Annotated in this window: 24 protein-coding genes and 2 tRNA genes; 19 read left to right on the top strand and 7 right to left on the bottom strand. The window is 61.7% G+C overall.

The features are described 5' to 3' along the window. Positions 1 to 29: 29 nt before the first annotated feature. A complete protein-coding gene (locus tag GTP41_RS22760) occupies positions 30 to 728 on the top strand; it encodes a CoA transferase subunit A (RefSeq protein ID WP_161027876.1) in 699 nt (232 codons plus the stop codon). Between the two features lie 12 nt (positions 729 to 740). Next, a complete protein-coding gene (locus tag GTP41_RS22755; protein ID WP_161027875.1) occupies positions 741 to 1,382 on the top strand; it encodes a CoA transferase subunit B in 642 nt (213 codons plus the stop codon). Between the two features lie 94 nt (positions 1,383 to 1,476). Here GTP41_RS22755 and GTP41_RS22750 read toward each other — a convergent pair whose 3' ends face one another. The 3 genes from GTP41_RS22750 to GTP41_RS22740 all read right to left on the bottom strand — a co-directional run bounded on the left by GTP41_RS22750 (position 1,477) and on the right by GTP41_RS22740 (position 5,373). After that, positions 1,477 to 2,997: a phosphoethanolamine transferase gene (locus GTP41_RS22750; protein WP_161027874.1), complete on the bottom strand. Its 1,521-nt coding sequence runs from the start codon at positions 2,995 to 2,997 to the stop codon at positions 1,477 to 1,479. A gap of 153 nt (positions 2,998 to 3,150) precedes the next feature. Then, positions 3,151 to 4,467 (bottom strand): dicarboxylate/amino acid:cation symporter, encoded by a 1,317-nt coding sequence (locus GTP41_RS22745; protein ID WP_161027873.1) that lies wholly within the window; start codon positions 4,465 to 4,467, stop codon positions 3,151 to 3,153. Between the two features lie 111 nt (positions 4,468 to 4,578). Next, the gene (locus GTP41_RS22740; RefSeq protein WP_161027872.1) at positions 4,579 to 5,373 is read right to left on the bottom strand and encodes a 3-hydroxybutyrate dehydrogenase; all 795 of its coding nucleotides are present in this window, start codon (positions 5,371 to 5,373) and stop codon (positions 4,579 to 4,581) included. Positions 5,374 to 5,438: 65 nt separating this feature from the next. On the opposite strand from GTP41_RS22740, the gene GTP41_RS22735 reads away from it, so the two are divergent. Genes GTP41_RS22735 through GTP41_RS22725 form a run of 3 tightly spaced genes read left to right on the top strand, consistent with a single transcriptional unit; the run spans position 5,439 to position 8,941 of the window. After that, positions 5,439 to 6,320: an alpha/beta fold hydrolase gene (locus tag GTP41_RS22735; RefSeq protein WP_161027871.1), complete on the top strand. Its 882-nt coding sequence runs from the start codon at positions 5,439 to 5,441 to the stop codon at positions 6,318 to 6,320. A gap of 10 nt (positions 6,321 to 6,330) precedes the next feature. Then, a complete protein-coding gene (locus GTP41_RS22730) occupies positions 6,331 to 6,678 on the top strand; it encodes a RidA family protein (RefSeq protein ID WP_161027870.1) in 348 nt (115 codons plus the stop codon). Between the two features lie 13 nt (positions 6,679 to 6,691). After that, complete coding sequence (locus GTP41_RS22725) at positions 6,692 to 8,941, top strand: RelA/SpoT family protein (RefSeq protein WP_161027869.1); 2,250 nt, start codon at positions 6,692 to 6,694, stop codon at positions 8,939 to 8,941. A 382-nt stretch (positions 8,942 to 9,323) separates the two neighbouring features. Here GTP41_RS22725 and GTP41_RS22720 read toward each other — a convergent pair whose 3' ends face one another. Together GTP41_RS22720 and GTP41_RS22715 are read right to left on the bottom strand one after the other, a co-directional pair. Next, positions 9,324 to 9,950, bottom strand: a complete 627-nt coding sequence (locus tag GTP41_RS22720) for a hypothetical protein (RefSeq protein ID WP_161027868.1) — start codon at positions 9,948 to 9,950, stop codon at positions 9,324 to 9,326. A gap of 213 nt (positions 9,951 to 10,163) precedes the next feature. Further along, positions 10,164 to 11,063, bottom strand: a complete 900-nt coding sequence (locus GTP41_RS22715) for a cation diffusion facilitator family transporter (protein WP_161027867.1) — start codon at positions 11,061 to 11,063, stop codon at positions 10,164 to 10,166. A gap of 78 nt (positions 11,064 to 11,141) precedes the next feature. Here GTP41_RS22715 and GTP41_RS22710 point away from each other — a divergent pair. The 12 genes from GTP41_RS22710 (at position 11,142) to GTP41_RS22655 (ending at position 21,686) form a co-directional block, all read left to right on the top strand. Next, positions 11,142 to 11,218: transfer RNA gene (locus GTP41_RS22710), tRNA-Val, on the top strand. A gap of 34 nt (positions 11,219 to 11,252) precedes the next feature. Beyond that, positions 11,253 to 11,329 (top strand) — tRNA-Val (locus GTP41_RS22705). Between the two features lie 180 nt (positions 11,330 to 11,509). Then, positions 11,510 to 13,417 (top strand): threonine--tRNA ligase, encoded by a 1,908-nt coding sequence (thrS, locus tag GTP41_RS22700; protein ID WP_161027866.1) that lies wholly within the window; start codon positions 11,510 to 11,512, stop codon positions 13,415 to 13,417. A gap of 49 nt (positions 13,418 to 13,466) precedes the next feature. Further along, the gene (infC, locus tag GTP41_RS22695; RefSeq protein WP_161027907.1) at positions 13,467 to 13,991 is read left to right on the top strand and encodes a translation initiation factor IF-3; all 525 of its coding nucleotides are present in this window, start codon (positions 13,467 to 13,469) and stop codon (positions 13,989 to 13,991) included. Positions 13,992 to 14,142: 151 nt separating this feature from the next. Next, positions 14,143 to 14,340 (top strand): 50S ribosomal protein L35, encoded by a 198-nt coding sequence (gene rpmI, locus GTP41_RS22690; RefSeq protein WP_028101212.1) that lies wholly within the window; start codon positions 14,143 to 14,145, stop codon positions 14,338 to 14,340. Between the two features lie 24 nt (positions 14,341 to 14,364). After that, complete coding sequence (gene rplT / locus GTP41_RS22685; RefSeq protein WP_161027865.1) at positions 14,365 to 14,724, top strand: 50S ribosomal protein L20; 360 nt, start codon at positions 14,365 to 14,367, stop codon at positions 14,722 to 14,724. 100 nt (positions 14,725 to 14,824) lie between these two features. Then, positions 14,825 to 15,841, top strand: a complete 1,017-nt coding sequence (pheS, locus tag GTP41_RS22680; protein WP_161027864.1) for a phenylalanine--tRNA ligase subunit alpha — start codon at positions 14,825 to 14,827, stop codon at positions 15,839 to 15,841. 119 nt (positions 15,842 to 15,960) lie between these two features. Beyond that, on the top strand, positions 15,961 to 18,387 hold the full coding sequence (pheT, locus tag GTP41_RS22675; protein WP_161027863.1) for a phenylalanine--tRNA ligase subunit beta: 2,427 nt from the start codon (positions 15,961 to 15,963) through the stop codon (positions 18,385 to 18,387). Between the two features lie 137 nt (positions 18,388 to 18,524). Continuing rightward, positions 18,525 to 18,872, top strand: coding sequence for an integration host factor subunit alpha (locus tag GTP41_RS22670; RefSeq protein WP_161027906.1), 348 nt, complete (start codon positions 18,525 to 18,527; stop codon positions 18,870 to 18,872). A gap of 17 nt (positions 18,873 to 18,889) precedes the next feature. Then, the gene (locus tag GTP41_RS22665; RefSeq protein ID WP_161027862.1) at positions 18,890 to 19,294 is read left to right on the top strand and encodes a MerR family transcriptional regulator; all 405 of its coding nucleotides are present in this window, start codon (positions 18,890 to 18,892) and stop codon (positions 19,292 to 19,294) included. A gap of 155 nt (positions 19,295 to 19,449) precedes the next feature. Next, positions 19,450 to 20,082 (top strand): response regulator, encoded by a 633-nt coding sequence (locus tag GTP41_RS22660; RefSeq protein ID WP_161027861.1) that lies wholly within the window; start codon positions 19,450 to 19,452, stop codon positions 20,080 to 20,082. 140 nt (positions 20,083 to 20,222) lie between these two features. Continuing rightward, complete coding sequence (locus tag GTP41_RS22655; protein WP_308700876.1) at positions 20,223 to 21,686, top strand: CHASE3 domain-containing protein; 1,464 nt, start codon at positions 20,223 to 20,225, stop codon at positions 21,684 to 21,686. Here the strand turns inward: GTP41_RS22655 and GTP41_RS22650 are convergent. Together GTP41_RS22650 and GTP41_RS22645 are read right to left on the bottom strand one after the other, a co-directional pair. Further along, the gene (locus tag GTP41_RS22650) at positions 21,583 to 22,392 is read right to left on the bottom strand and encodes a Crp/Fnr family transcriptional regulator (RefSeq protein WP_161027859.1); all 810 of its coding nucleotides are present in this window, start codon (positions 22,390 to 22,392) and stop codon (positions 21,583 to 21,585) included. The genes GTP41_RS22655 and GTP41_RS22650 overlap by 104 nt on opposite strands. A gap of 175 nt (positions 22,393 to 22,567) precedes the next feature. After that, positions 22,568 to 24,592 (bottom strand): methyl-accepting chemotaxis protein, encoded by a 2,025-nt coding sequence (locus GTP41_RS22645; protein ID WP_161027858.1) that lies wholly within the window; start codon positions 24,590 to 24,592, stop codon positions 22,568 to 22,570. 105 nt (positions 24,593 to 24,697) lie between these two features. On the opposite strand from GTP41_RS22645, the gene GTP41_RS22640 reads away from it, so the two are divergent. Both GTP41_RS22640 and GTP41_RS22635 read left to right on the top strand, forming a co-directional pair. Further along, positions 24,698 to 25,381 carry a response regulator transcription factor gene (locus GTP41_RS22640; protein ID WP_161027857.1) on the top strand — a complete coding sequence of 228 codons (684 nt, stop codon included), beginning with the start codon at positions 24,698 to 24,700 and terminating at the stop codon, positions 25,379 to 25,381. Then, positions 25,374 to 26,723: a sensor histidine kinase gene (locus tag GTP41_RS22635; RefSeq protein ID WP_161027856.1), complete on the top strand. Its 1,350-nt coding sequence runs from the start codon at positions 25,374 to 25,376 to the stop codon at positions 26,721 to 26,723. Before GTP41_RS22640 ends, GTP41_RS22635 begins: the two co-directional genes overlap by 8 nt. Positions 26,724 to 26,793: the final 70 nt, after the last annotated feature.

Genomic DNA, 26,793 nt, shown 5'->3' with positions numbered 1-26,793 from the left:
CTTTTGAGCAATTTGAGCGAGGAGACAAAATGAATAAAATTTACCCGGATGCCAAGGCCGCCCTGGCCGGCATCGTGGCCGACGGCCAAACCATTGCGGTGGGCGGTTTCGGCCTGTGCGGCATCCCGGAAGCGCTGATCGCCGCCCTGCGCGACAGCGGCGCCACCGGCCTGACCGCCATTTCCAATAACGCCGGCGTGGACGGCTTCGGCCTGGGCCAGCTGCTGGAAACCCGCCAGATCAAGAAAATGATTTCCTCCTACGTGGGCGAGAACAAGGAGTTCGCGCGCCAGTTCCTGGCCGGCGAGCTGGAGCTGGAATTCACCCCGCAAGGCACCCTGGCTGAAAAGCTGCGCGCCGGCGGCGCCGGCATCCCGGCCTTCTTCACCAAGACCGGCGTCGGCACCATCGTCGCCGACGGCAAGGAAATCCGTGAATTCGACGGCGAGCAGTACGTGATGGAACGCTCCCTGGTGGCCGACGTGTCGCTGGTGAAAGCCTGGAAAGCCGACAAATCGGGCAACCTGGTGTTCCGCAAAACCTCGCGCAACTTCAACCCCAACGTGGCCGCCGCCGGCAAGATCTGCGTGGTGGAAGTGGAAGAAATCGTGGAGGTGGGCGCCATCGATCCGGACGCCGTGCACCTGCCGGGTATCTACGTGAACCGCATCGTGCTCAACGCCACCCCGGAAAAACGCATCGAACAGCGCACCGTGCGTGCCAACTAAGGAGACAAGAACATGGCATGGACCCGTGATGAAATGGCCGCGCGCGCGGCAAAAGAGCTGCAAGACGGCTTCTACGTAAACCTGGGCATCGGCCTGCCGACCCTGGTGGCCAACTATGTGCCGCAGGATATTGAGGTATTCCTGCAATCGGAAAACGGCCTGCTCGGCATCGGCCCCTTCCCGACCGAAGCGGAAGTGGACGCTGACCTGATCAACGCCGGCAAACAGACCGTGACCGCCTTGCCAGGCGCCGCCTACTTCAGCTCGGCCGACTCGTTCGCCATGATTCGTGGCGGCAAGATCAACCTGGCCATCCTGGGCGCGATGCAGGTCTCCGAGAAAGGCGACCTGGCTAACTGGATGATCCCGGGCAAAATGGTCAAAGGCATGGGCGGCGCCATGGACCTGGTGGCCGGCGTGAAGAAGGTCGTGGTGCTGATGGAACACGTCGCCACCGCCAAAGACGGCACGACCTCGCACAAGCTGCTGAAGCAATGCGATCTGCCGCTGACCGGCGTTGGCGTGGTGGACATGATCATCACCGACCTGGGCGTGATGGAAGTTACCGCCACCGGCATCAAAGTCACCGAACTGGCGCCCGGCGTCACCCGCGAAGAGATCAGCGCCGCCTCCGGCGTCGAGCTCAGTTTCTAAGCAAATTCGGGGTCAGAAAAAAATGGGGACGTACCCTATTTTCCGCAACGCGGAAAATAGGGTACGTCCCCATTTTTTTCTGACCCCGATTTTTTTAAGCAGGGTCGTCAAGCAGGCTGCTGTAGTCTTTGTAGCCGTCGCCGATGAAGACCTGGATCCCGGCGTCGGGAGTGGGCGCCTGAAATTCGTAGCGCGGCAGGCCGGTGGCCTGGATACCCATCCAATTGGCGGCGCCTTTCAGGAAATTGCTCCCACTCATTTCCTTCTTCAGGTGGCTGCGGCTGGTGGCGTCGCTGGAGAGGATGTAGAACGGTACCGCGTAGTTTTGCTTGGTGTGGTTGCCGTGCGCCAGCGTCATGGCGGGCGTGCCTTTGTCGCGGTGGTGCAGGCCATGGTCGCCCAGGTAGATCAGGGAGAAGGGTTGTCCGCTGGCGCGCAGGGCGCCGTGGATGCTGGCTAGCAGGCTGTCGGTGCGCTTGATCGATCCCAGGTAGCAGCGCATCGCGGCGCTGGATGCGGTGAAGTGCTGTTCTTCGCCTTTCACGCGGTCGCAGAAGGCGGGGTGGGAACCCATTAAGTGCATGACCACCAGACGCTTGCCACTGGTATTGTCCTGCAGGCCGTCTGCCAGCTTGTCCAGAAGGATGGCGTCGTCGACCTGGTTGGTCAAGCTGGAACCGAGCTTGGTGAAGTGGACGACATCGGCGCTGGACGCCAGGCGGGACGATGGGCTATCAAACTCTCCGACGTAGCCTTGGTTCGATAGCCAGTAGGTGTGGAAGCCAGCCTGGCGCGCCAGTGCCAGCAAGTTGCGGCCGTAGGCGACCTGGTCGCCGCGGACTTCGGCCAGGGTGCGCGGGACGGCGGTGAAGGTGTTGGGCGCGGGGGCGACGTAGCCATCGATAAAGACGCCATTGGCCTGGTCGGCGAAAGGGGTGGTTTTCTGTTCATAACCATAGGCCGACATATAGTCGCGCCGCACACTTTCGCCCAGCACGATCACATAGTTGCGGTATTTGCTGTCGACGTCCTGGACTTGCCACTGTTGCGCCGCGTCGTTGGCGCCAAAGGCGCGTTGCTCCTGACTGTACTGCTGGACAGCCTGGGCCACACTGCGTGGCAGGTCCAGCGCCAGGATTTCCTTTTGTCCTTCGACGCTGCGCAGTTGCTTGCTGTAAGCGATCAGCGACAGCATGAGGCAGGCCGCACCAACCAGCAGCAGCTGTTTCCTGCGTTTGGTCCGGTTGAAACGAAACACGAAGAACCAGCCCGCAGCCCCAAAGCCCGCCGCCCACAGGAAGCTCGGCAATGGCAGCTGACCAATGAACTCAATCGATTCGCTGCGGTTGGTTTGCAACAGTGAGGAAATAACTAAGAAGTCTGGCTTGCCATAGACCACGCCAAACGGCATGTAGGCGGCCGCCAGCAGCAGCAAAGCACCTGCCAGTGCATGCAAGGCGCTGACGCCGCTGCCCAATAAGATCAGCAGCAGGCCGAGGACGTTAAAGATGTTGTTTGCCTTGGCATGGTAGCCAAAGGCGCGTACGAGGGCGAAGGACAGCAGGAGCGCAAAGATATAGTAGAGCGCGCCGCGTGCCTGACGAGGCAATTGCACAATATTACGAGGGAGGGGATGAAGGGGCAGTATTATACGTCAATAATTTCCTTTGGGAAATATTGAAAATTCGGGGTCAGGTCTGGCAATCGGACAATCTATGCGCAAAGCGCATAGATTGTCCGATTGCCAGACCTGACCCCGAATTGCTGCCTACTCAGCCGTGGCGGCCAGCGGTTCGGCGATGACGGGGGCGACTGGCGTTGCCAGTGGGGTGGGGTGGGCCAGTTCGCGCTGCATGGTTTCCATGTCCAACTCGCCTTCCCATTTCGCCACGACGATCGCTGCCACGCCGTTGCCGACGAAGTTGGTCAGGGCGCGGCACTCGCTCATGAAGCGGTCGATGCCGAGGATCAGCGCCATGCCGGCGACCGGAATCGTCGGCACCACGGCCAGGGTGGCGGCCAGGGTGATGAAGCCGGCGCCGGTGATGCCGGACGCGCCTTTCGAGGTCAGCATGGCCACGCCGAGGATGGTCAACTGCTGCGTCAGAGTCAGGTCGGTGTTGGTGGCCTGGGCCACGAACAGGGCGGCCATGGTCATATAGATATTGGTGCCGTCCAGGTTGAAGGAGTAGCCGGTCGGCACCACCAGGCCCACCACCGGTTTCGACGCGCCCAGCTTTTCCAGCTTGCGCATCAGCGAGGGCAGGGCGCTTTCGGAGGACGAGGTGCCGAGCACGATCAGCAGCTCTTCCTTGATGTAGGAAATGAAGCGGGTGATCGAGAAGCCGGTGTACTTGGCGATACCACCCAGCACGATGAAGACGAACAGCGCGCAAGTCAGGTAGAAGGAGCCCATCAGCTTGGCCAGCGGCAGCAGCGAATCGATGCCGTATTTGCCGATGGTGAAGGCCATGGCGCCGAACGCGCCGATCGGGGCGGCCTTCATGATGATGTTGACCATGCCGAAGAAGGCATGCGAGATCTCGTCGATCAGCTTGGCCACCGGGCGGCCGCGCTCACCCAGCATGGAGAGGGCGAAGCCGAACAGGCAGGCCACCAGCAGCACTTGCAGGATGTCGCCTTTGGCAAAGGCATCCACCACCGTGTTCGGGATGATGTTCAGCACGAAGTCGGTGGTGCTCTGGGCCTTGGCTTTCTCGGTGTATTGCGCGATGGCCTTGGTGTCGAGGGTGTGCGGGTCGGCGTTGAAGCCGGCGCCTGGCTGCATGAAGTTGGCCACGGCCAGGCCGATCACCAGGGCGAAGGTGGACACCACTTCAAAGTAGAGCAGGGCTTTGCCGCCGACGCGGCCGATTTTCTTCACGTCCTGCATGCCGGCGATGCCGCTCACCACGGTGCAGAAGATGACCGGGGCAATGATCATTTTGATCAGCTTGATGAAGCCGTCGCCCAGCGGTTTCATGGCCACCGCGTCGGTGGGCAGGTAGATGCCGAGCAGGACGCCGCACACGATTGCGAACAGCACCTGCACGTACAGGATTTTGTAGAAGGGTTTCTTTTCCATTGTCATGATGAGGACCTCGTTTGTCTCCGAATGTCCTCATCATGTCAAACGACCCACATTGCCGCTATTGTGTCTATCCCCATTGTGGATATCCACAATTACAGCGCCCACTTACTGGGCGACCCAGCCTCCATCCATATTCCAGGCCACGCCGCGCATCTGGCGCGCCGCATCGGAGCACAGGAAGACCGCCATCGCCCCCAACTCCTCCGGCGTCACGAACTCCCCGGAAGGCTGCTTCTCCGCCAGCAGAGCCGCTTTCGCCGCCTCATTCGACAGGCCATCCTTCTCGGCGCGCGCATCCACCTGCTTCTGCACCAGCGGCGTCAATACCCAGCCCGGGCAGATCGCATTACAAGTAATGCCAGTTTTCGCCGTCTCCAACGCGGTGGCCTTGGTAAACCCCACCAGCCCGTGCTTGGCCGCGACATAAGCCGACTTGCCCGCCGACGCCACCAGACCATGCACCGACGCCAGGTTGATGATGCGCCCCCAATTGCGCGCTTTCATACTCGGCAGCGCCAGGCGCGTGGTATGGAAGGCCGACGTCAGGTTGATGGCGATGATCGCATCCCAGCGCTCCGCCGGGAAGTCCTCAACATTGGCCACGTGCTGGATGCCCGCGTTGTTGACCAGGATATCCACCCCGCCGAAGGTGCTGGCGGCATAATTCATCATGGACTCGATTTCCCCCGGCTTGCTCATGTCGGCGCCGTGGTAGCCCGCCAGCACGCCGAACTCGGACGCCAGCGCCTCCTGCAGTTTGGCGATCTCGTTCGGGTCGCCAAAGCCGTTCAGGACGACGTTGGCGCCTTCCGCTGCCAGGCTGCGCGCAATGCCCAGGCCAATGCCGGAAGTGGAGCCGGTGACGAGTGCGGTTTTGCCGCGCAAAGTGGTGCTGCCCATTGAGTCCCCTATAATTTGTTAGCCAATGTAGAATGTAGCGCAAAAACCAATGAGCGAGAAGCGGCATGCCTGAAGCGAAAATCAAATCCGTCCAGTGTTTCTCCATGTCCGGCCTGCACCAGATGGCCTATAAGGAGTGGGGCGACGAGGACAACCCGAAGGTACTGGTGTGCGTGCACGGCGTGACCCGCGTGGCGGACGATTTCGACAATCTCGCACAGTCACTGTGCAAGGATTACCGTGTGGTGGCGCCCGATGTGGTGGGGCGCGGCCGCTCTGGCTCCTTGCGCAACCCGCAGCTATACCGTATTCCGCAGTACGTGAGCGATATGGTGACCCTGCTGGCGCGCGTACTGGCGCGCGGCGAGCAGCAGACGGTGGACTGGTTCGGCACCTCGATGGGTGGCCTGATCGGCATGGGCCTGGCCTCGCTGCAGGACAGCCCGATCCGCAAGCTGGTGCTGAACGATATCGGCCCAACCCTGGACTGGGCCGCGATCCAGCGCATCGGCGACTACATCGCGCAGGAAGTGCGCTTCCCGACTTTTGAAGCCGGCCTCGAATTCGTCAAGATGGTGTCGGTGACCTTCGGCCCCCACACCGACGCCGAATGGCACAAGCTGGCGGCCGACGTGCTGCGCCAGGACAAGGATGGCTCCTGGGTGCGCCACTACGATATGGGCCTGGCCCAGCCCTTCCAGTCGGTCACGCCGGAATCGGCCAAGGCCGACGAGGCGGCGCTGTGGGCGTCCTATGACGCGATCCGCTGCCCGACATTGCTGGTGCGCGGCGAGCATTCCGACCTGCTGTCGCGCGAGACGGCGCAGATGATGACGCAGCGCGGCCCGCGGGCGCAGCTGGTGGAGATCCCGGGCGTGGGCCATGCCCCGACCTTCCTGCACGATGACCAGATCGCGATCGCCAAGGATTTTTTGTTGAACCGTTGAAGAGAGAAGAATGGAAATCAATCGTTTTCACGTAGGTAAGCGCCTGTCCGAAATGGCAGTCCACAACGGCACCGTCTACCTGGCCGGCATGGTGCCGGAAGTCGGCGGCTCGATCCAGGCGCAGACCGCCGATGTGCTGTCGCAGATCGACCGCCTGCTGGCCGAAGCCGGCAGCGACAAGTCGCGCATCCTGATGGCGCAGATCTACATCACCGACCTGGCCAACTTCGCCGGCATGAACGAAGTGTGGGATGCCTGGGTCGTGGAAGGCAACACGCCGCCGCGCGCCACCGTGGTAGCGCAACTCGCCCGTCCTGAATGGCTGCTCGAAATCGTGGTGACGGCCGCCCAACTTTGATTGTGAATTTGTAATGGTTTCAATCGCGGCTCTTAATAGCGCAACGACGGACCAGCTGGTGCAAGGCTTGTCCGCGGACGACGGAGCGCGCGTTCTCGCCGCGCTAGACCATGCCAGCGAGGCGTATGCCGGCCGTACCACCGGCCACGGGCAGGACGCCCTGGAGTTTGTCATCGGGGTGGCCAGCACACTGGCCATCCTGCGCACCGATGCGGAAACCCGCATCGCGGCACTGATGTTCGAGCTGACCCTGCTCGACGCCGACACCGCCCCCTCCATCGAACCGCGCTACGGCAAGGAAGTGAACGACCTGGTCACCGGCGTGCGCCAGCTGATACGCCTGCGCGAACTGACGCTGGCCTCCTCTGGCAGCGCGGCGCGCACCAAGACGGCGGCGCAACAGGCGGTGGCCCAGGTGGAATCGCTGCGCAAGATGCTGCTGGCCATGGCCACCGATATGCGCGTGGTGCTGGTGCGCCTGGCGTCCTGCTGCTCCACCTTGCGCTACTTCGCCGAGAACAAGCGCTTCGACGACGTCACGCGCGCCTACGGGCGCGAAACCCTGGACCTGTATGCGCCGCTGGCCAACCGCCTTGGCATCTGGCAGGTCAAATGGGAGCTGGAGGATTTGTCCTTCCGCTTCATCGAGCCCGATACCTACAAGCGCATTGCGAAGATGCTGGAAGAGAAGCGCATGGCGCGCGAGAGCTTCGTCACATCTTCCATTGCGCGCCTGCAGTCCGAACTCGAGGCGGCAGGCATCAAGGCCGAAGTATTCGGCAGGCCCAAACACATCTACTCCATCTGGAACAAGATGAAGGGCAAAGAGCTGGACTTCTCAGAACTGTACGACGTGCGCGCCTTCCGCGTGATCGTGCCCGACGTGAAGACCTGCTACACGGTGCTCGGCGTGGTCCACAATATCTGGACGCCGATCCCGAAAGAATTCGACGACTACATTTCCCGCCCCAAGGCGAACGGCTACCAGTCGCTGCATACCGTGGTGACGGCGGACGATGGCCGTCCGCTCGAAGTGCAGATCCGCACGCAAGAAATGCACAACTTCGCCGAATACGGCGTGGCCGCGCACTGGCGCTACAAGGAGGAGGGCGGCTCCAACTTCAAAGGCCAGCAATACGACGAAAAGATCGCCTGGCTGCGCCAACTGCTGGCCTGGAAGAGCGAAGTCGCCGACGCCGTTGTCAATAACGAAGACCAGCAGCGCGAATGGGTCGAAAAGCTCAAATCGGCCGCGCTGGACGACCGCATCTTCGTCCTGACGCCGCAAGCGCGCGTGATCGAATTGCCGGTGGGCGCCACGCCGATCGACTTCGCCTATCACTTGCACAGCGACGTCGGCCACCGTTGCCGCGGCGCGCGCGTCGACGGCGTGATGGTGCCGCTGAACACCGCCTTGAAAAGCGGGCAAACTTGCGAAATTATTACCGCCAAGGGCGCGCCCGGCACGGCAGGACCTTCACGCGACTGGCTGAGTCCTGGCTATACGGTTTCCAACCGCACCCGCACCAAAGTGCGCGCCTGGTTCCACGCCATTGACATCCAGGAAACGGTCGCCAATGGCCGCAGCCTGGTCGAGAAATCGTTGCAGCGCGAAGGCAAGACCGCAGTCAACCTGGAAGCCCTGGCGCAGAAGCTGGGCTTTGGCAAGGTGGACGATTTATTCCTGTCCGTCGGCAAAGACGAGTTCTCGCTGCGCCATGTGGAAATGGCCCTGCGCGACCCGGTTGAAACCGAGGAAGTATCGACCGACCAGGTGGCGGTTAATAAGAGCCATAAATCCAGCGTTGAATCCGGCGCCAAATCCGGCGTATTGGTCGTTGGCACCGACGGCCTGATGACCCAATTGGCCAAATGCTGCAAACCGGCGCCGCCGGATACCATCGTTGGATTTGTCACGCGCGGCAAAGGCGTATCGATTCACCGCGCCTCGTGCAAGAACTTTGCTGAAATGCGCGCCAAGGCGCCGGAGCGGGTTATTGTCACGGAATGGGGCAAAGCCAAATCGGATACTGTATTCCCGGTTGACCTGTTTGTTTTAGCGACCGACCGCCAGGGCTTATTGCGTGATATTTCCGAGATTTTCTCGCGCGAGAAAATTAACGTGATCGGCGTGAATACCCAATCCGCCAAAGGCCAGGCCCGCATGACATTCACGGCCGAAATCAGCGCCACCAGCCAATTGCAAAAAGCGCTCGCCGCGATTTGCGAAGTCAGCGGCATTCTCGAAGCCCGTCGCGCCTGACCTCATTCACTCCCGGCGCTGACTCTGCGTCGGGAGCTTCCCTCATGTGCTTGATCTACGTCGTAGGCGCCACCATGCGCAATCGCCGGCTGCCGCCCTTTTGCTGCGCTAAAGCTTGGCGCGTTGCCACCAACTCTTGGCGCGCCTACGAGCAGTTGCTGGGCGCTAGCAGTTCTGCTCGCGTTTGCCGTTGGTGAATCTATCGAATATCGCGACGACTACGCGTTAAAGCGTTGAATAATACAACGCCACCCATTGATGTAATTTCCCGGCATCGCATCCTGCTTGGCAGCAGAAGTATATTTGCGCCGCTGGCGTTGCGTAGCGGCGGCAATGGTATAAATACTTTTTCCGGAACCGGAATCTCCTAAGACGATCGGCCTCATTTTGGGTTTAGCGTGATTGGCTTGGACAAAAACAGCAATGCGGCGACAATCAAATGTCCCGCGATGGGAATCAAGGCCAGCAATGCAATGGCGGGGTGATAACCGCGGTAGGGCGCCAGAATGCCGGAAGCGATGATGAAGATAGGCATCGTGAAGTCATCGACAATGCGGAGAAAATCGAACAGCCATAACGGAACAAAAGTCACGATCAGCGGGATACCCAAGTCCAGTATAAAGAAGACTAGCCACAAACCGACCAGCTTCCCCGGCGCCGGCCCGGTCTCCTTTGAAACTGCAATCGGCGCGATGCTTGGCATGAATCGCAGAAGTAAGGCAAAGCTTATTGCAGCAACAATGCAGCCTAGTAACAGCGCATAACCTAGTGCCGCATACCCGCAGCCGCATTCAAAGGAAGAGCCAAGCCAACGGCACGTATCATTCACCAGCATCACGTAGCCCGCCCCGCCGCCCAGCGCAAGCGCACCCGCCGCCGCAAACACGATACGCAAAAATCCATTCATCAAAAATCCCACCCTATCTGTACTTGCAAGGGTGGCAATGTTACCAAAAAAAGGGGGGGCAAAGCCGGTGCCAAAAACTGATGCGATTGAAAAATGGTGCAAGGTCTGTCAATTCGCCGCAGATCGGGGTCAGGTCTGACATTCGGACACGCCGACCACAGATTTGATATTTATCAAAGCATCCTCTGTTGCAACTTTTGGCTGAACGACGATTGTGGCGTTTTTGTGCAGTTTGATATTTCTCAAAAGTGTGCGCCTGGTGTCCGATTGTCAGACCTGACCCCGAATTTTTGACCCTGAATTTTGCACCCGAATTTATGGTTCGGCTTGCAGGGTGATGTGGTCGATGCCGTGGCGGGTGCGGAGCATGGCTTTGACGCGCTCGAGGATGGCTGGCCATTGTTGTAAGTCGTCGATCTGCAGGTGACCTATAAGGGCCGGCTGGCCGGGGGACATTTCCCAGACGTGCAGGTCGTGGACCGATAGGACGCCCGGCACGGCGGCGAGGTCGGCGCCGATCTGGGTGTAGTCGGCGCTGCCCGGTACGCCTTCCATCAGGTGGTGGAAGGAGTCGCGTAATATGCTGATCGTGGATTTGAGGATCAGCAGCGAGACCAGTAGCGATAGGATCGGGTCGATCTGCATCCAGCCGGTGGCCATGATGACGCCGCCGGCGATCAGGGCGGCGACGGAGCCGAGCAGGTCGCCCAGTACGTGCACCAAGGCGGCGCGGGTGTTCAGGCTTTCTTTGTCGCGCGACAGGCTCCAGGCGACCAGCAGGTTGATGCAGAGGCCGATCGCGGCGACGACCAGGACGGTGCCGCCTTGCACCGGCTCGGGCGCGGCGAAGCGGTGCACGGCTTCGAAAACAATCCAGCCGACCACCAGCAACATGGCCAGGCCGTTGACGAAGGCGGCGAGCGCTTCGGCGCGGCCGAAGCCGAAGGAGTAGCGGGCCGAGGGGCGGCGTTTGGCAATGAGCTGGGCAAGCAGGGCGAGGCCGAGCGCGGCGGCGTCGGTCACCATGTGACCGGCGTCGGAAATCAGGGCGAGCGAGTTGGCGATAAAGCCGGCGCCGACTTCGATCACGGCGAAGCCTAGTGTCAGTGCGAGCGCGACGGCGAGCGCGGCTTGGCTGCGGTGTTCGTTGAAGTGGGCGTGCTGGGCGTCGCCGTCCAGGTGGGCGTGGAGGTGGGTGGAATCGTGGTTTTGCATGGGTCTGAATATAGCAGCAATGTTTTCTTGGGAAAACACTTGTCACGGGCGGAACACCTCTCTATAATGCTGGCTCTCGGGCGGTTAGTTCAGCTGGTTAGAATACTTGGTCGACATCCAAGGGGTCGGGGATTCGAATTCCTCACCGCCCACCAGAACATTTTTATGTAGTACCATTGCAAAAGACACGGGCGGTTAGTTCAGCTGGTTAGAATACTTGGTCGACATCCAAGGGGTCGGGGATTCGAATTCCTCACCGCCCACCAGACACTTTGTAAGAGCGAGAAAGGCACACCGGTTATGACACCGCGAACTACCATGCAGGTTGGTGAGTGACGCTAGTCGATCGGCTTTCTTTTGCTTGTTCAATTGAAGAAAAACGCGGCTAGTCCGCGTTTTTTTTCGTCCATATTTTCCAGCACTATTTTTTCTTCCGGAGATCCATCATGGTTTCAGTCCGACTGCCCGACGGTTCCATCCGTCAATTCGATGCCCCAGTAACGGTTGCGCAAGTTGCGTCCAACATCAGCACCAGCCTGGGCAAAGCCGCGCTGGCCGGTAAGGTTGATGGTAAGGTCGTCGATACCTCCTTCCTGATTGAGAAGGATTCCGATGTCGCCATCGTGACCGATAAGGATGCGGAAGGCCTGGATGTGATCCGCCATTCGACCGCGCACTTGCTGGCTTACGCGGTCAAGGAACTGTTCCCGGATGCGCAGGTGACCATCGGTCCCGTCATCGAGAACGGTTTCTACTATGACTTCTCGTACAAGCGCCCGTTCACCCCGGATGACCTGGTGGCGATCGAGAAGAAAATGGCGGAGCTGGCGAAGAAGGATGAGCAGGTGACCCGCAAAGTCCTGCCGCGCGATGAGGCGGTGGCGTACTTCAAGTCGATCAATGAGCATTACAAGGCGGAGATCATCGCGTCGATCCCGTCGAATGAAGACGTTTCGCTCTATAGCGAGGGTAATTTCACCGACTTGTGCCGTGGCCCGCACGTGCCGTCGACCGGTAAGCTGAAGGTCTTCAAGCTGATGAAGCTGGCCGGTGCGTACTGGCGCGGCGACAGCAAGAACGAGATGCTGCAGCGTGTTTATGGTACCGCGTGGACCAAGAAGGAAGACCAGGAACAGTACCTGTTTCAGCTGGAGGAGGCGGAGAAGCGCGACCACCGCAAACTGGGTAAGCAGCTGGACTTCTTCCACTTCCAGGACGAGGCGCCGGGCCTGGTGTTCTGGCATCCGAAAGGCTGGACCATCTGGCAGCAGGTGGAGCAATACATGCGCCGCAAGTATCAGGAAAACGGCTACCAGGAAGTGAAGGCGCCGCAGATCCTGGACGCTTCGCTGTGGGGTAAAACCGGTCACTGGGAGAACTACCGCGAGAACATGTTCGTGACCGAGTCGGAGAACCGTTCTTATGCGCTGAAGCCGATGAACTGCCCGGGCCACGTGCAGATCTTCAATAGCGACCTGCGTTCCTACCGCGATCTGCCGCTGCGTTACGGTGAGTTCGGCCAGTGCCACCGCAACGAGCCGTCCGGCGCGCTGCACGGCATCATGCGCGTGCGCGGTTTCACCCAGGACGACGGCCACATCTTCTGCACCAATGAGCAGATCGAGCCGGAAGTGGTGGCTTTCCACCAGCAGGCGATGGAGGTTTATAAGGATTTCCATTTCGAGAACATCGATGTCAAGCTGGCGCTGCGTCCGGATAACCGCATCGGCGACGATGAGGTGTGGGATAAGGCGGAAGAGGCGCTGCGCTCGGGTCTGCGCGCTTGCGGCGTGACCTGGACTGAGCTGCCGGGCGAGGGCGCTTTCTATGGTCCGAAGATCGAGTACCACCTGAAGGATTCGCTGGGCCGCCCGTGGCAGGTCGGCACCATGCAGGTGGACTTCTTCATGCCGGGCCGCCTGGGTGCGGAATATGTGGCGGATGACAACACCCGCAAGACGCCGGTCATGCTGCACCGCGCCATCGTGGGTTCGTTGGAGCGCTTCATCGGCATCCTGATCGAGAACTACGCCGGCGCACTGCCGATGTGGCTTGCTCCTCAGCAAGTGTCGATTCTGAATATCAGCGACGCACAGGGTGAATACTGTAAAGCGCTGGAGACAAAGCTGCGCAAGCTGGGCTTCCGTGTTGCTGCGGATTTGCGCAACGAGAAAATTACGTATAAAATCCGCGAACATTCCGTCCAAAAAGTGCCTTTCATCCTCGTGGTGGGCGATAAGGAGCGGGATGCCAATACCGTGGCCGTGCGTGCCCGGGGCAATGTCGATCTGGGCGTCATGTCGATCGAGGCCCTGGTGGAGCGACTGCAGCAAGACGTCGCTACCAAAGCCTGATGCGTGAAACACCGCAACCGGCCGACTAACCAATATTGAAGGAAACACCATAGCTACTGACAAGTCTTCCCATCGCATCAATGGCGAGATCAACCACCCTGAAATGCGTCTGTCGGGTGTGGACAATGAACCGCTGGGCATCGTAAGCCTGGCCGAAGCCTTCCGCCTGGCGGAAGAGGCCGATGTCGACCTGGTCGAGATCGCGCCGAACGCGATTCCACCAGTCTGCCGACTGATGGACTACGGCAAGTTCAAGTATTCGGAACAGAAAAAGGCGCACGAAGCCAAGTTGAAGCAGAAGGTGATCTCGGTGAAGGAAGTTAAATTCCGCCCGGGCACCGATGATGGCGACTACAACATCAAGCTGCGCAATCTGATCAAGTTCCTGGAAGAGGGTGATAAGACCAAGATCACCCTGCGTTTCCGTGGCCGTGAAATGGCACACCAGGACATCGGCATGCGTATGCTGGAGCGTCTGAAAGCTGACCTGGAAGCCGTCGGCCAGGTTGAGCAGTTCCCGAAAATGGAAGGCCGCCAGATGATCATGATTCTGGCACCGAAGAAGAAGAAGTAATTTGCCCTGGCGGGTAAAAAGGGTCAGCCGTGCGGCTGGCCCTTTGTTTTTCCAGGAGTTATGTTATACTCCTGGGTTCCCGTGAGAGTAGGCACTAAAAGTGCAGCAGTGTTGTTGCCACCTACAATCCGGTCATTATTGGAGCATTCACATGCCAAAAATGAAAACTAAGAGCTCCGCGAAAAAGCGTTTTCGCGTGCGCCCAGGTGGCACCGTTAAGTCGGGCATGGCTTTCAAACGCCACATCCTGACCAAGAAGACCACCAAAAACAAGCGTCAGCTGCGTGGTACCCGTAACATCAATGCGTCGGACGTGACTAGCGTTCTGCGTATGATGCCAACCGCTTAATCTCACATTATTTAAGGAGCTACTATGCCTCGAGTAAAACGTGGGGTTACCGCGCGTGCCCGTCATAAAAAAGTACTGAACCTGGCCAAGGGTTACCGTGGTCGTCGCAGCCGTGTATATCGCGTTGCCAAGCAAGCAGTCATGCGCGCTGGCCAATATGCATACCGCGATCGCCGTAACAAGAAGCGCGTATTCCGCCGCCTGTGGATCACCCGTATCAACGCGGCTTCGCGTGAGCACGGCATGACCTACAGCGTGTTCATGAACGGCCTGAAACAAGCCGCGATTGAACTGGACCGTAAGGTTCTGGCTGATATGGCAGTGATGGACAAGCCTGCATTTGCAGCGATTGTCAACCTCGTCAAAGCCAAGATCGCTGCTTAATTGCCAGTGATGTGCGCTGCTCCCGGGCAGCGAACATAAGAAGCGGGACATGGCTTTTGCTATGTCCCGTTTTTAATTTCCACAACAGGAAAAAAGTCGGATGAACTCCCTCGAACAACTCGTCGTCGCCGCGCAGGCTGACTTTATCGCCGCCGCCGACGCTGCCGCACTTGAAAACGCCAAAGCGAAGTATCTTGGCAAGACTGGCCAGATCACTGAAATGATGAAGGGCCTGGGCAAACTGGACCCTGACGAGAAGAAGGCGCAGGGCGCCCTGATCAACGCTGCGAAAGTGCAGATCGAGTCCGCGCTGACCGCGCGCCGTGATGCGCTGGCGGAAGCGCAACTGCAACTGCGCCTGAATGCCGAGGCGATCGATGTGTCGCTGCCGGGCCGCGGCCGCGCCAAAGGCGGTATCCATCCTGTGATGCGTACCTGGGAACGCGTTGAAGAAATCTTCCGCTCCATCGGTTTTGACGTTGCCGGCGGTCCTGAGATCGAGACTGACTGGACCAACTTTACTGCGCTGAATTCGCCGGAGAACCATCCTGCGCGTTCGATGCAGGATACCTTCTACATTGAGGGCAACGACAGCACCGGCAAGCCGCTGCTGCTGCGTACCCATACTTCGCCGATGCAGGTGCGTTACGCCCGCAACAGCAAGCCGCCGATCAAGGTGATCGCGCCGGGCCGCACCTATCGCGTGGATTCGGATGCGACCCACTCGCCGATGTTCCACCAGGTCGAGGGCCTGTGGATCGCGGAAGACATTTCCTTCGCTGACCTGAAGGGCGTGTACCTGAATTTTGTTAAGGCTTTCTTTGAGACGGACGACCTGCAGGTGCGTTTCCGTCCTTCGTATTTCCCGTTCACCGAGCCGTCGGCGGAGATTGACATCGCGTTCGGCAGCGGTCCGCTGAAGGGGCGCTGGCTGGAGGTGTCGGGTTCGGGCCAGGTGCATCCTAATGTGGTGCGCAACTTCGGTCTCGACCCTGAGAAGTATATTGGTTTTGCGTTCGGCTCCGGCCTGGAGCGCCTGACCATGCTGCGCTATGGCGTCAATGACCTGCGCCTGTTCTACGAAGGCGATTTGCGCTTCCTGAAACAGTTCAACTAAAACCGGTAAGGCAGTGTCAGACCCAAGGGTCTGACACTGGTCTGCGAATGCCGCGTATCCGGGTCAGACCCTTGGGTCTGACCCAGGTTTACCGGTTCAAAAAGATACGAAAGCTGACTATGCAATTCTCCGAAAACTGGCTGCGCACGATGGTCGATCCGAAGATGACTTCGGATGAACTGGCACACATGCTGACCATGTCCGGCCTTGAAGTGGAAGACATCGATCCTGTCGCGCCGCCTTTCACCAACGTGGTGGTGGGCCATGTGCGCGAAACCGCAAAACATCCGAACGCCGACCGCCTGAACGTGTGCCAGGTGGACGTGGGCACCGGCACCTTGCTGAACATCGTCTGCGGCGCGCCGAACGTGCGCCCGGGCCTGAAAGTGGCATGCGCCATGGCCGGCGCCGTGCTGCCGCCGGGCGCGGACGGCAAGCCGTTCGAGATCAGGGTCGGCCAGCTGCGCGGCGTCGAGTCGCAGGGCATGCTGTGCTCCGCCAAGGAACTGAAACTGAGCGAAGAGGGCGCGGGCCTGATCGAGCTGCCGGACGATGCGCCGGTCGGCCAGAATATCCGCGATTACTTTTCGCTCAACGACCTTAAATTCACCATCAAGCTGACCCCGAACAAGGCGGACTGCCTGTCGGTGCTGGGCGTGGCGCGCGAAGTGTCGGCGCTGACCGGCTCCGAGCTGCACCTGCCGCAGAACCAGGTGGTGCCGGTTACCCTGGACGAGAAGCTGGCGGTGAAGGTGTCGGCGCCGGACCTGTGCGGCCGCTTCGCCGGCCGTGTGATCCGCAACCTGAATGCGAAAGCCGTGACCCCGGACTGGATGAAGCAGCGCCTGGAGCGCAGCGGCCAGCGTCCCGTGTCGGCGCTGGTGGACATTTCCAACTACGTCATGCTGGAACTGGGCCGTCCGTCGCACGTGTTCGACCTGGACAAGATCCACGGCGCGCTGGACGTGCGCTGGGGCCGCAAGGGCGAGCAGATCAAGCTCCTGAATGGCAACACCATCGAGGTCGATGAGTGGGTCGGCGTGATCGCCGACGACAAGGAACTGGAATCGCTGGCCGGCATCATGGGCGGCGACGCCACCGCCGTGTCGGACGACACCACCAACATCTACCTGGAAGCGGCATTCTGGTGGCCGAACGCCATCCAGGGCCGTGCGCGCAAGTACAACTTCTCGACTGACGCGGCACACCGCTTCGAGCGCGGCGTGGACTACGCGACCATTCCTGAGCACCTGGAGCGCATCACCGCGCTGCTGCTGGAAATCTGCGGCACGGCGGAGACCAAGGTCGGCCCGATCGATGACCAGATCGTGAACCTGCCGCAGCGCGCGCCGGTGCAGATGCGCACCGCCCGCGCCGCCAAGGTGATCGGCGTGGCCCTGGACGACGCCATGATCGCCGACATCTTCAAGCGCCTGAACCTGGAGTTCACGCTGGCCGATGGCGTGTTCTCGGTCACCGCGCCCACCTACCGCTTTGACATCGAGATCGAGGAAGACCTGATCGAAGAAGTGGCGCGCGTGTACGGCTTCGAGAACATCCCGACCCTGCCGCCGGTGGCCGCGGCCGAAATGCTGATCGCGCAGGAAAACACCCGCTCGATTTTCGCCGTGCGCCACCAGCTGGCCGACCTGGGCTTCCAGGAAGTGGTCAACATGAGCTTTGTGGAAGCGCAGTGGGAGCTGGACTTCAACGGCAACGACAACCCGATCAAACTGCAGAACCCGATCGCTTCCCAGCTGTCCGTGATGCGCTCTTCGCTGATCGGCAGCCTGGTGGCCAATGTGCGCTACAACCTGAACCGCAAGCAGGCGCGCGTGCGCCTGTTCGAAGTGGGCGCCATCTTCAAGCGCGACGCGTCGGTACAGGATGGCCCGCTGACCGTGGCCGGCTACGACCAGCCGCAGCGCGTGGCGGCCATGGCCTACGGCCCGGTGGTGGACGAGCAGTGGGGCCAGAAGGAGCGCGACGTTGATTTCTTCGACGTCAAGGCCGACCTGGAAGCCCTGTTCGCGCCGCGCCAGCTGCGTTTTGCCAAGCTGGCCCATCCGGCGCTGCACCCTGGCCGCGCCGCGTCGGTTGAGCTGGACGGCAAGGTTATCGGCTTCATCGGCGAACTGCACCCGCGCTGGCTGCAGAAGTACGACCTGCCGAAAGCGCCAGTCGTATTCGAAGTGGATGCTGTTGCGCTACAGCAACGCGACGTGCCAAAATACGAAGAGATTTCCAAGTTCCCGGGCACCACGCGCGACCTGGCCCTGGTGGTCAAACAAGCGGTTCCGGCGCAGGACCTGATCGACGCCTTGCAGGGCGCCGTGGCGGCCCATGCGCATGGGCGCATCGTGCAAGCCATTGTTTTGTTTGATGAATATCGCGGCGAGCGGGTGGCGGCGGACGAAAAATCGCTTGCTTTCCGCTTTAGCTTGCAAGATACTCAAAACACCCTGCAGGACGATGTAGTGGAAGAGCTGATGAAGACGCTCACCGCGCATGTGGTACTGGCGCACGGTGCAAAACTGCGGGCTTAACTTAATATTTCAGTCACTCCAGCGAGTCCGGCAATGCCGGACTCATGTTCTTTAGAAGGCAGGGCAGCAAAATTAACCACAACGACGTTGATTCCGCCGTACTTGAATCCGCATTGGACGCCGAGCTGCACAGCGCCATGCAGAACGCCAAGGTACGCCAGGAAGCTGAAAAGGATTTGCCGACGCTGACCAAGGCGGAGCTGGCCGAACTGTTGTTCGAGCAAGTGGGCCTGAACAAGCGTGAGGCCAAGGACATGGTCGAAACCTTCTTTGACGAGATCCGCAACGCGCTCGAACGGGGCGAGGCGGTGAAGTTGTCCGGTTTCGGCAATTTCCAGCTGCGCGACAAGCCGCAGCGCCCGGGGCGCAACCCGAAAACCGGCGAAGAAATTCCGATCACGGCGCGCCGTGTGGTGACTTTCCACGCCAGCCAGAAGCTGAAGGGCATGGTCGAAGACAGCGCCGCGCCGGCGCGCAACGCCTGAGCGGCAAGGACGCCTGAATGAATGACCGTCCTGGCAAGGCAGACCTGGCAGTGCTGCCGCCGATTCCGGCGAAGCGCTACTTCACCATTGGCGAAGTCAGCGAACTGTGCGGCGTGAAGCCGCACGTGCTGCGCTATTGGGAACAGGAATTTACCCAGCTGAAACCGGTCAAGCGGCGCGGTAACCGCCGCTATTACCAGCACCACGAAGTGCTGCTGATCCGCCGCATCCGCGAGCTGCTGTATGAGCAGGGCTTTACGATCTCCGGCGCACGCAATAAGCTCGATAGCCGCGCAGCCGATTCGGCCCAAGGCGAGTATGATGAAACTCTTGGTCACGGCGCTGCGGGCGACGTTCCTGCCGTGGACCGCGAGATGCTGCGCCGGGAGCTGCTGGGCATCCTTGACCTACTTAAGTTGTAAGCAGCTGTAGCAAGGGCGCTTAGGCGTCCTTTTTTTCGGCTAAACTCGACAGAACTGTTAAACCATTAGTGCTACAATATTAACGTTATGATTTTGCTAGTGATACTGCAGACGCTGGCTTCGTTCCCCAGCTGAGATTTAATGAGGGAAGATCAATGATTCGCGTAGCCATCTGTGACGACCACCAGATTGTACGGGCAGGTTTCAAGCAAATCTTTTCGTCCTCGGACGAATTTAGCGTCGTGGCCGAGGGAAGCACCGGGCGCGAGGCGCTTGATATCGCCCGCAAAGAAGTGTGCGACGTGCTGTTGCTCGATATCGCCATGCCGGACCAGAGCGGCATCGACACGCTGCGCACTATCCGCCAGGGCCAGCCCGATTTGCCGGTGCTGATCCTGTCCGGCTATCCGGCCCAGCAATATGCGCTCAACCTGTTCAAAATGGGCGCCAACGGCTACCTCAACAAGGAGTGCGAGGCGGAGGAACTCATCACTGCCGTGCGCACCGTGCACCAGGGGCGGCGCTATGTCAGCTCGCAGGTGGGGGAACTGCTGGCGCAAAGTTTCGACCGCGATCCCAACACGGCGCTGCACACCGAGCTGTCGGACCGCGAGTTCCAGGTGTTCCTGCGCCTGGCGCGCGGCGCCACCGTGTCCGATATCGGCACCGCGCTGTCGCTCAGCATCAAGACTGTCAGTACCTATCGCACCCGCATCATGGAGAAAATGGGCCTGCAGTCGAATAGTGACCTGACGTACTACGCGATGAAGAACAACCTGCTGGATTAAGCCACCCGCCGCACGGTTGAATTGCCGTGCGGCAGCAATTTCCCGCGCGTTTTATAATGGGCAAGATGTACTTCACCCTCGAACCAGCGCCCCGGCACCGGCTGCCACTCTATAAAACGCTCCTGTGTGTCACGTGTGCGTTGATTCTGATCGTCAACGGCTTTAGCCTGTTCCACAACCTGCAGTCGCTGAAAGGCGCCAACGAACAGCTGGCCCTGAGCTCGCGCGTGGCCGAACGGCTGCAATACCTGAACGTGCTGGTGCTCGATGCCGACAGCAGCGCGCGCGGCTACTTCATCTCGGGCAAGGAGACTTACCTGGGGCCGACGCGCACGGTGGTGGCCGAGGCCGAACACGAATTCCGCGAGCTGGAAAAACTGCTGGCCAATAACCCGGTGCAGCTGAAGAACCTGCAGCAGTTGCAGGGGCTGGTGCGCAAGCGCATCGCCATCCTGACCCAGGCGATCGAAGTCTATAAGCACAGCGGCCTGCAGGAAATCGTCAATATCGCCCAGGTCAGCGACGAGCGCAGCGGCATGGATGAAATCCGCCTGCAAATCGTCATCATGGTGCGCGAACAGAACGAGGCGATGGCGGCGCGCGCCACCAGCTTCTACCAGGAATACCAGAAGGCGGTGGTGATGGGGGCCGGCATCAATGCCGTCGCCATTGTGGTCTTGATCATGTTCTACCAGTTGGTGCGGCGCAGCTTTGTGCACCGCGCCGCCGTGGAGCACGCCTTGCAGCTGTCCAACGAGAGCCTGGAATCCATGGTGCAGCAGCGTACCGAGCAGCTGTCGGTGCTGTCGCGCCACCTGATTTCGATCAGCGAAGACGAGAAGATGCGCCTGTCGCGCGAGCTGCACGATGAAATGGGGGCCAACCTGACCTCCATCAGCATGGATATTTCGGCCGTCACGCACCAGCTGCAAAAGACGCATCCGGAATTGGCGGCCCAGTTGCGCCGCGCGCGCGGCACCCTGATGGAAACCGTGGAGCTCAAGCGCCGCATCATCGAAGACTTGCGCCCCAGCCTGCTCGACAATCTGGGCCTGGGCGCAGCTATCGACAGCTATTGCGAAGACTTTGCGCGCCTGGCGGGCACGCCGTGCGAGACCGATGTCGGCAGCGATATCGATGCCGTGGCCAAGGGCGACAGCAGCCTGTCGATTGCCCTGTTCCGCATTGTGCAGGAGTCGCTGACCAATATCCGCAAGTACGCCAAAGCGACCCACGTCAACGTGTCGCTGAAACGCCAGGCGGACGACATGCTGGTGCTGCGCATTATCGACGACGGGATCGGCATTGCAGCGCCGACCCTGGCCAAGCCCATGTCGCACGGTTTGCTGGGGATGCGGGAAAGGGCCTTGCTGCTGGGAGGGGTGTTGAATATTCGCCGCGGCCGTGGCGACCGCGGCACCTGCATTGAAGTCTATATTCCGCTGAAAGGGCGGGGCGGGCGGGCGACGATTGCCGCCGCGCCCACTGGCTTACCGCCGCTTAGCAGCACGCCACATCAGCGAGCAGGCGATCATACTCAATCTTCGCCACCTTATAGCACTCGCCCGCATAGCGTTCCAGACCTTCACGATCAATCACAGTGATGTTGCCGCGACGGTAGGTGATCATGCCGTCTTCCTGCAGCTTGCCGGCGGCGGCGGTGATCGATTCGCGGCGCACGCCCAGCATGATGGAAATCATTTCCTGGGTCACTTTCAGCTCATTGCTTGGTGAGCGGTCCAGGCGGTCCAGCAGCCAGCGGCACAGTTTCTGCTCGATCGAGCTGTGGCGGCCACCGACGGCGTTTTGCGCCATCTGGGCAAACAGGGCGGCGTTGTAGCGCATCAGCAGCTGCGGCAGGGAACCACCCAGGTTGAAGGCATCGCGCAAGGCCTGCGCCTTCATGCGGTAGCCGTAGCCGGCGCTTTGCACCACGGCGGTGCATATTGCGCGTTCACCGGCAAACATCGACACGCCCACCACGCCCTCGTGGCCCACCACGGCAATCTCGGTGGTGGCGCCGTCTTCCATCACATACAGCAGCGACAGGATGGCGGTGGTCGGGAAGTACACATACTCCAGCTTGCTGCCGAATTCAAACAGTTCCTTGCCGAACGGCAGTTGCACCAGCTCCAGGTGTTCGAACAGGGACTCGAGCGCTTCACGAGGGAGGGCTGCCAGCAGCTCATTCTGCTGGGCGCCGCTGTAGCTGACAACAGGCCGGGACGCAACTTTAAACTCCGAAGAACCAATCGGCATGGTACGGGACAGCGAGTTCTTGGCAGAGACGCTCAGTTGAGTGTTGTTCATTTTTTCCTCACAAAAACTAAAGTACACGATGTTGCAGTCGGCATTCTTAGGGGGTGTGGCTTGCCGATCGCGTTGGTATTACTTTAATTTTCTATGTGAGTGATGAACATAAGACCTGTGTCCTCCGTCATGTAGGCTGGAAACATGACGCTTTGTCAGGATAGTCCTACAAGCACTACAACATCCCGATTTTTACTGGCGCACGCTTCAAAAATGGGGACGTACCCTCTTTTTTCAGCAACTTGTTGCCCGAAAAATGGGGTACGTCCCCATTTTTTAGGCGGAACTGGCCGAGGGCCTGGTTGAGCAGGGCGGTCTCGGCGTGCACGCGGCTGGCGCCCTCGGAGGCTTGGACCACCAGGGCGGCGTTCTGGCGCGTCATGTCGTCGATGCGGTGCAGGGCGCCGTTGATGCGGGCGATCTCGCTGCGCTGGCCGGCCTCGGCCTGGGTGATGCGGGCGATGACTTCCTCCATGCTGCGCACGGCGGCCACCACCTGGCTCATGGTGGCGCCGGCGGCGTCGACCTGGGCGTTGCCGCTGTCGACCTTGCTGACTGAGTCGCCGATCAGCTGCTTGATTTCGAGCGCGGCGGCGGCCGAGCGTTGCGCCAGGCTGCGCACCTCGGTGGCGACCACGGCGAAGCCGCGCCCGGCCTCGCCGGCGCGGGCGGCTTCGACGGCGGCGTTCAGGGCCAGGATATTGGTCTGGAAAGCGATGCCGTCGATCACGCCGATGATGTCGGCAATGCGGTCGGAGCTGGCGCGGATGGCGGCCATGGTGCCGACCACCGCATCGACGCTGTCGCCGCCGCGGCGCGCCACGCCGGCCGCTTGCTGCACCAGCTGGCGGCCGTCGTCGGCGTGGGCGCTGTTGCGCTGCACGGCGGCGTCCAGTTCTTCCATGGCGGCCACGGTGACGTGCAGGGCGTCGGCCTGGGTGCTGGTGGAGCCGCTCAGGGCGCTGCTGCCGCTGGCCAGCTCGTCGGCCGCGCTGGCGATGCGGGCGGCGCCGCTGCGGATGTCGGCCACCAGGGTTTGCAGCGCGGCTGTCATGGCGCTGAAGGCGTTGGCCAGGTCGCCGGTTTCATCGCGCGCGGGGGAGGCGATGCGTACGCTGAGGTCGCCCGCCGCGGCGGCCTGCACCGCGCCATTCAGCTGGCGCATGTCGCGCATGAAGGAGAGGTAGAAGCCGGCCCCGAGCCAGCCCGCCAGCAGGACGGCCAGCAACACCACGCCGGCCACGCTATTCCGGTACAGGGCGTCGCGCCGGGCGCGTTCGGCCAGCAACTGGTCGAGGGCGTCGGCGGTGCCGGCGGCCAGTGCTTGCAGGGCGCCGGCGGCTTGCTGGCCGGCCTCGTTGAACTCCTTGCCGCTGGTCTGGTTGTAGGAATTCAGCACTTCGTTGCGGGCGCGTTCGAGGAAGGCCAGCGCTTGCGGCACGGCGGCCAGGTGCGCTTCGAGCTTGCCGGTCAGGGCCGGATTGTGCTGCAGGATGGCCTGGTACTGGGCCGGCAAGCGTTCCAGCTCGTGCCGCGCCAGCATGGCGGTGGCGCTCAGCATCTGGTCTTCGCCGGCTTCGAACAGGCCGCTGTCGATGTAGGCGGCGCCGCGGCCGCTGATTACGCCCAGGTTCTCGGCCAGGCCGGGGAAGGTTTTCAGGAAGGAGGCGATCAGGTAGACGCTGCGCACCTCGGGGTCGAGCGAGAGGCGGGCGCGGTCGGCGGCCAGGGTGGCCAGGGCGTCGGCCTGGGCGATCAGCTTGCTGTGCGCGGCAAAGCTGGCGCGCGCATCGAAGCCGGCCTGGCGCTGCTGCAGCTGCTGCCAGCCTTGCTCCAGGTCGGCTTGGGCCGCCAGTCCGGCCAGCGGGCCTTGCGCCAGCGGGCGCAGGGCGGCGAGGGCGGTGGTGGCGGCGTCGGCGCTGGCGCGGATGGCGGCGCTGCCGGCTTGCTGGTTGGCGGCCAGGCGCAGGTGTTCCAGGGCGCGCTTTTGCTGCAGATGGCGGCGCGCTTCGTGCAGCTGGCGCACATACGCCAGGCCCTGGCGTTCCTGTATGGTGAAGGCGACCGATTTGTGCAGCTCGCCGACCAGCAGGCCGGAGGCGAGCAGCAGGGGCAGCAGGAACACGAGGCAGACAAGGACAAACTTGGGCAGCAGGCGCAGCCTCTGCATGAGGGCGATGGCAGGCTGGAGGAGAATCATGGTGGCTTCCGCGAGGGTTTTTAAGGCGCGGTAATGATGCTGGGCAATTGTTACATCGTGATGAATCGGGGCATAATGCGCTGAGAGCAACCCTGACGGATTCCCATGCACGTAATCCTGGTAGAAGATGATGCGGTTCTGGCGGACGGCCTGGTGCGGGTGCTGGGCGGCCATGGCATGAACGTGGAGCTGCTGCAGAACGGCAGCGAGGCCGACGCCCTGTTGCAGCGGCCGGGCCCGGTGGACGTGCTGGTGCTCGATATCGGCCTGCCGGGGCTGGACGGCTTTGAAGTGGTGCGCCGCCTGCGCGCGCGCGGCAGCCAGTTGCCGGTGCTGTTGCTGACGGCGCGCGACGCGGTGGAGGACCGGGTGCGCGGCCTGGAGCTGGGGGCGGACGATTACCTGGTCAAGCCCTTCGCCACGCCCGAACTGGTGGCGCGCGTGCGCGCGCTGGCGCGGCGCCATGCGCCCAAGCCAAGCCTGCTGCAAATGGGCGAGCTGGTGCTGGATGTGGGCGCCAAGCGGGCCCGCGTGCGCGACAAGGTGATCGACCTGTCGGTGCGCGAGTGGGCGGTGCTGGAGTACCTGCTGCAGCACGGCGCGCGCGTGGTGAGCAAGCAGCAGATCATCGACGCCATCCTGCCCTGGGGCGAGGATGTGACGCCGAACGCGGTGGAGGTGTATATCTCGCGCATCCGCCAGAAGACGGCCGATGCTGGCATCAGCATCCGCACCATCCGCGGCTTTGGCTATATGCTGGAGCCGCAAGGCGCCGCGCCGCATGGATAGCATCCGCCTGCGCCTGCTGAGGTGGCTGGTGCTGCCGGTCCTGCTGCTGAACCTGGCGGGCATGGCACTCAGCTATGCCCTGGCCTGGATCCCGGCCCAGATCGCCTTTGACCAGTCGCTGGGCGATGCGGCGGCCATGCTGGCGGCGCGCACCAGCGAGCGCGAGGGCCGGCTGGTGCTCGATCTGCCGCCCGCCGCCGAGCGGGCCCTGCGCAACGACGAACTCGATAAAGTGTATTTTTCCCTGCGCGACAGCGGCGGGCGCCTGCTGGCGGGCGATGCCGCCCTGCCCATGCCAGCCGCCGGCGCGGCGCGCGGCGCGAGCCCGGCCAGCGACGGCGAGGTGGCGGGCGAGGCGGTGCGCCTGGTGGCGCAGCCGGTGCAGGCCGGCCAGCAGGCCGGCTTGCTGGTGGTGGCCAAGACCCTCCGCAAGCGCGGCCAGGCGCGCGCCGCCATCGTGCGCGCCATGCTGCCGCTGGCGGCGGTGCTGACGCTGGCCTCGGCCGGCCTGGTGTGGTTCTCGGTCACCAGCGGCCTGGCGCCCTTGCACAAGGTGCGTGCCGGCATCCAGGCGCGTGGCGCCGACGACACGGCGCCGATCGCGCTGGCCGAGGTGCCGCTGGAGGTGGCGCCGCTGGTGCAGGCCTTCAACGGTTTGCTGGAAAAAGTCCACGACGGCGCCCAGGCGCAGCAGGATTTCCTGGCCAATGTGGCGCACCAGCTGCGCACGCCGCTGGCGGGCATGCGCACCCAGATCGATTTGCTGGCGGCCCAGCCGCGCGCGCCGGAGGCGGCCGCCGCGCTGGGCATGATGCAGGCGTCCACCGACCGTATGATCCGCCAGGTGAACCAGCTGCTGGCGTTTGCGCGCGCCGAACCCGGCCCCTTGCGCAAGACGCGCATGGAACGCCTGGCGCTCGACCAGCTGCTGGAGGAGTCGATCCAGCACTTTGTAGAGCAGGCGCTGCGCAAGGAAATCGACCTGGGCTTCGACCTGCAGCCGACCATGGTGAAGGGCGACCGCTTCCTGCTGCGCGACCTGGTCGACAACCTGGTGGACAATGCGATCCGCTACACGCCGCCGGGCGGCACGGTCACGGTCAGCTGCTTCGCCCACCTGGGCGGCGGCATGCTGACGGTGGAAGACTCCGGACCCGGCATCGCGCCGGCCAAACGCGCCGCCGTATTCCAGCGCTTCCAGCGGTTGGATGAAAAGACCACCGGCAGCGGCCTGGGCCTGGCCATCGTGCGCGATATCGCCACCGCCCACGGGGCCAGCGTGGCCATCGACACCCCGCCTGGCGGGCAGGGCGCCCTGTTCTCCGTGTATTTCCCTGCGTAAATATTTTGCCCTGTCAGGTTTTTGTCAGGGTTTCCTCAGGGTAATGCAAGCTTCGCTGGCTAGACTAAAG

The sequence above is a fragment of the Pseudoduganella guangdongensis genome (assembly GCF_009857475.1).
GTDB lineage: Bacteria > Pseudomonadota > Gammaproteobacteria > Burkholderiales > Burkholderiaceae_D > Rugamonas > Rugamonas guangdongensis.
Note: the sequence above shows the minus strand (reverse complement) of the source record. Positions and strands in the feature narration are given on the sequence as shown.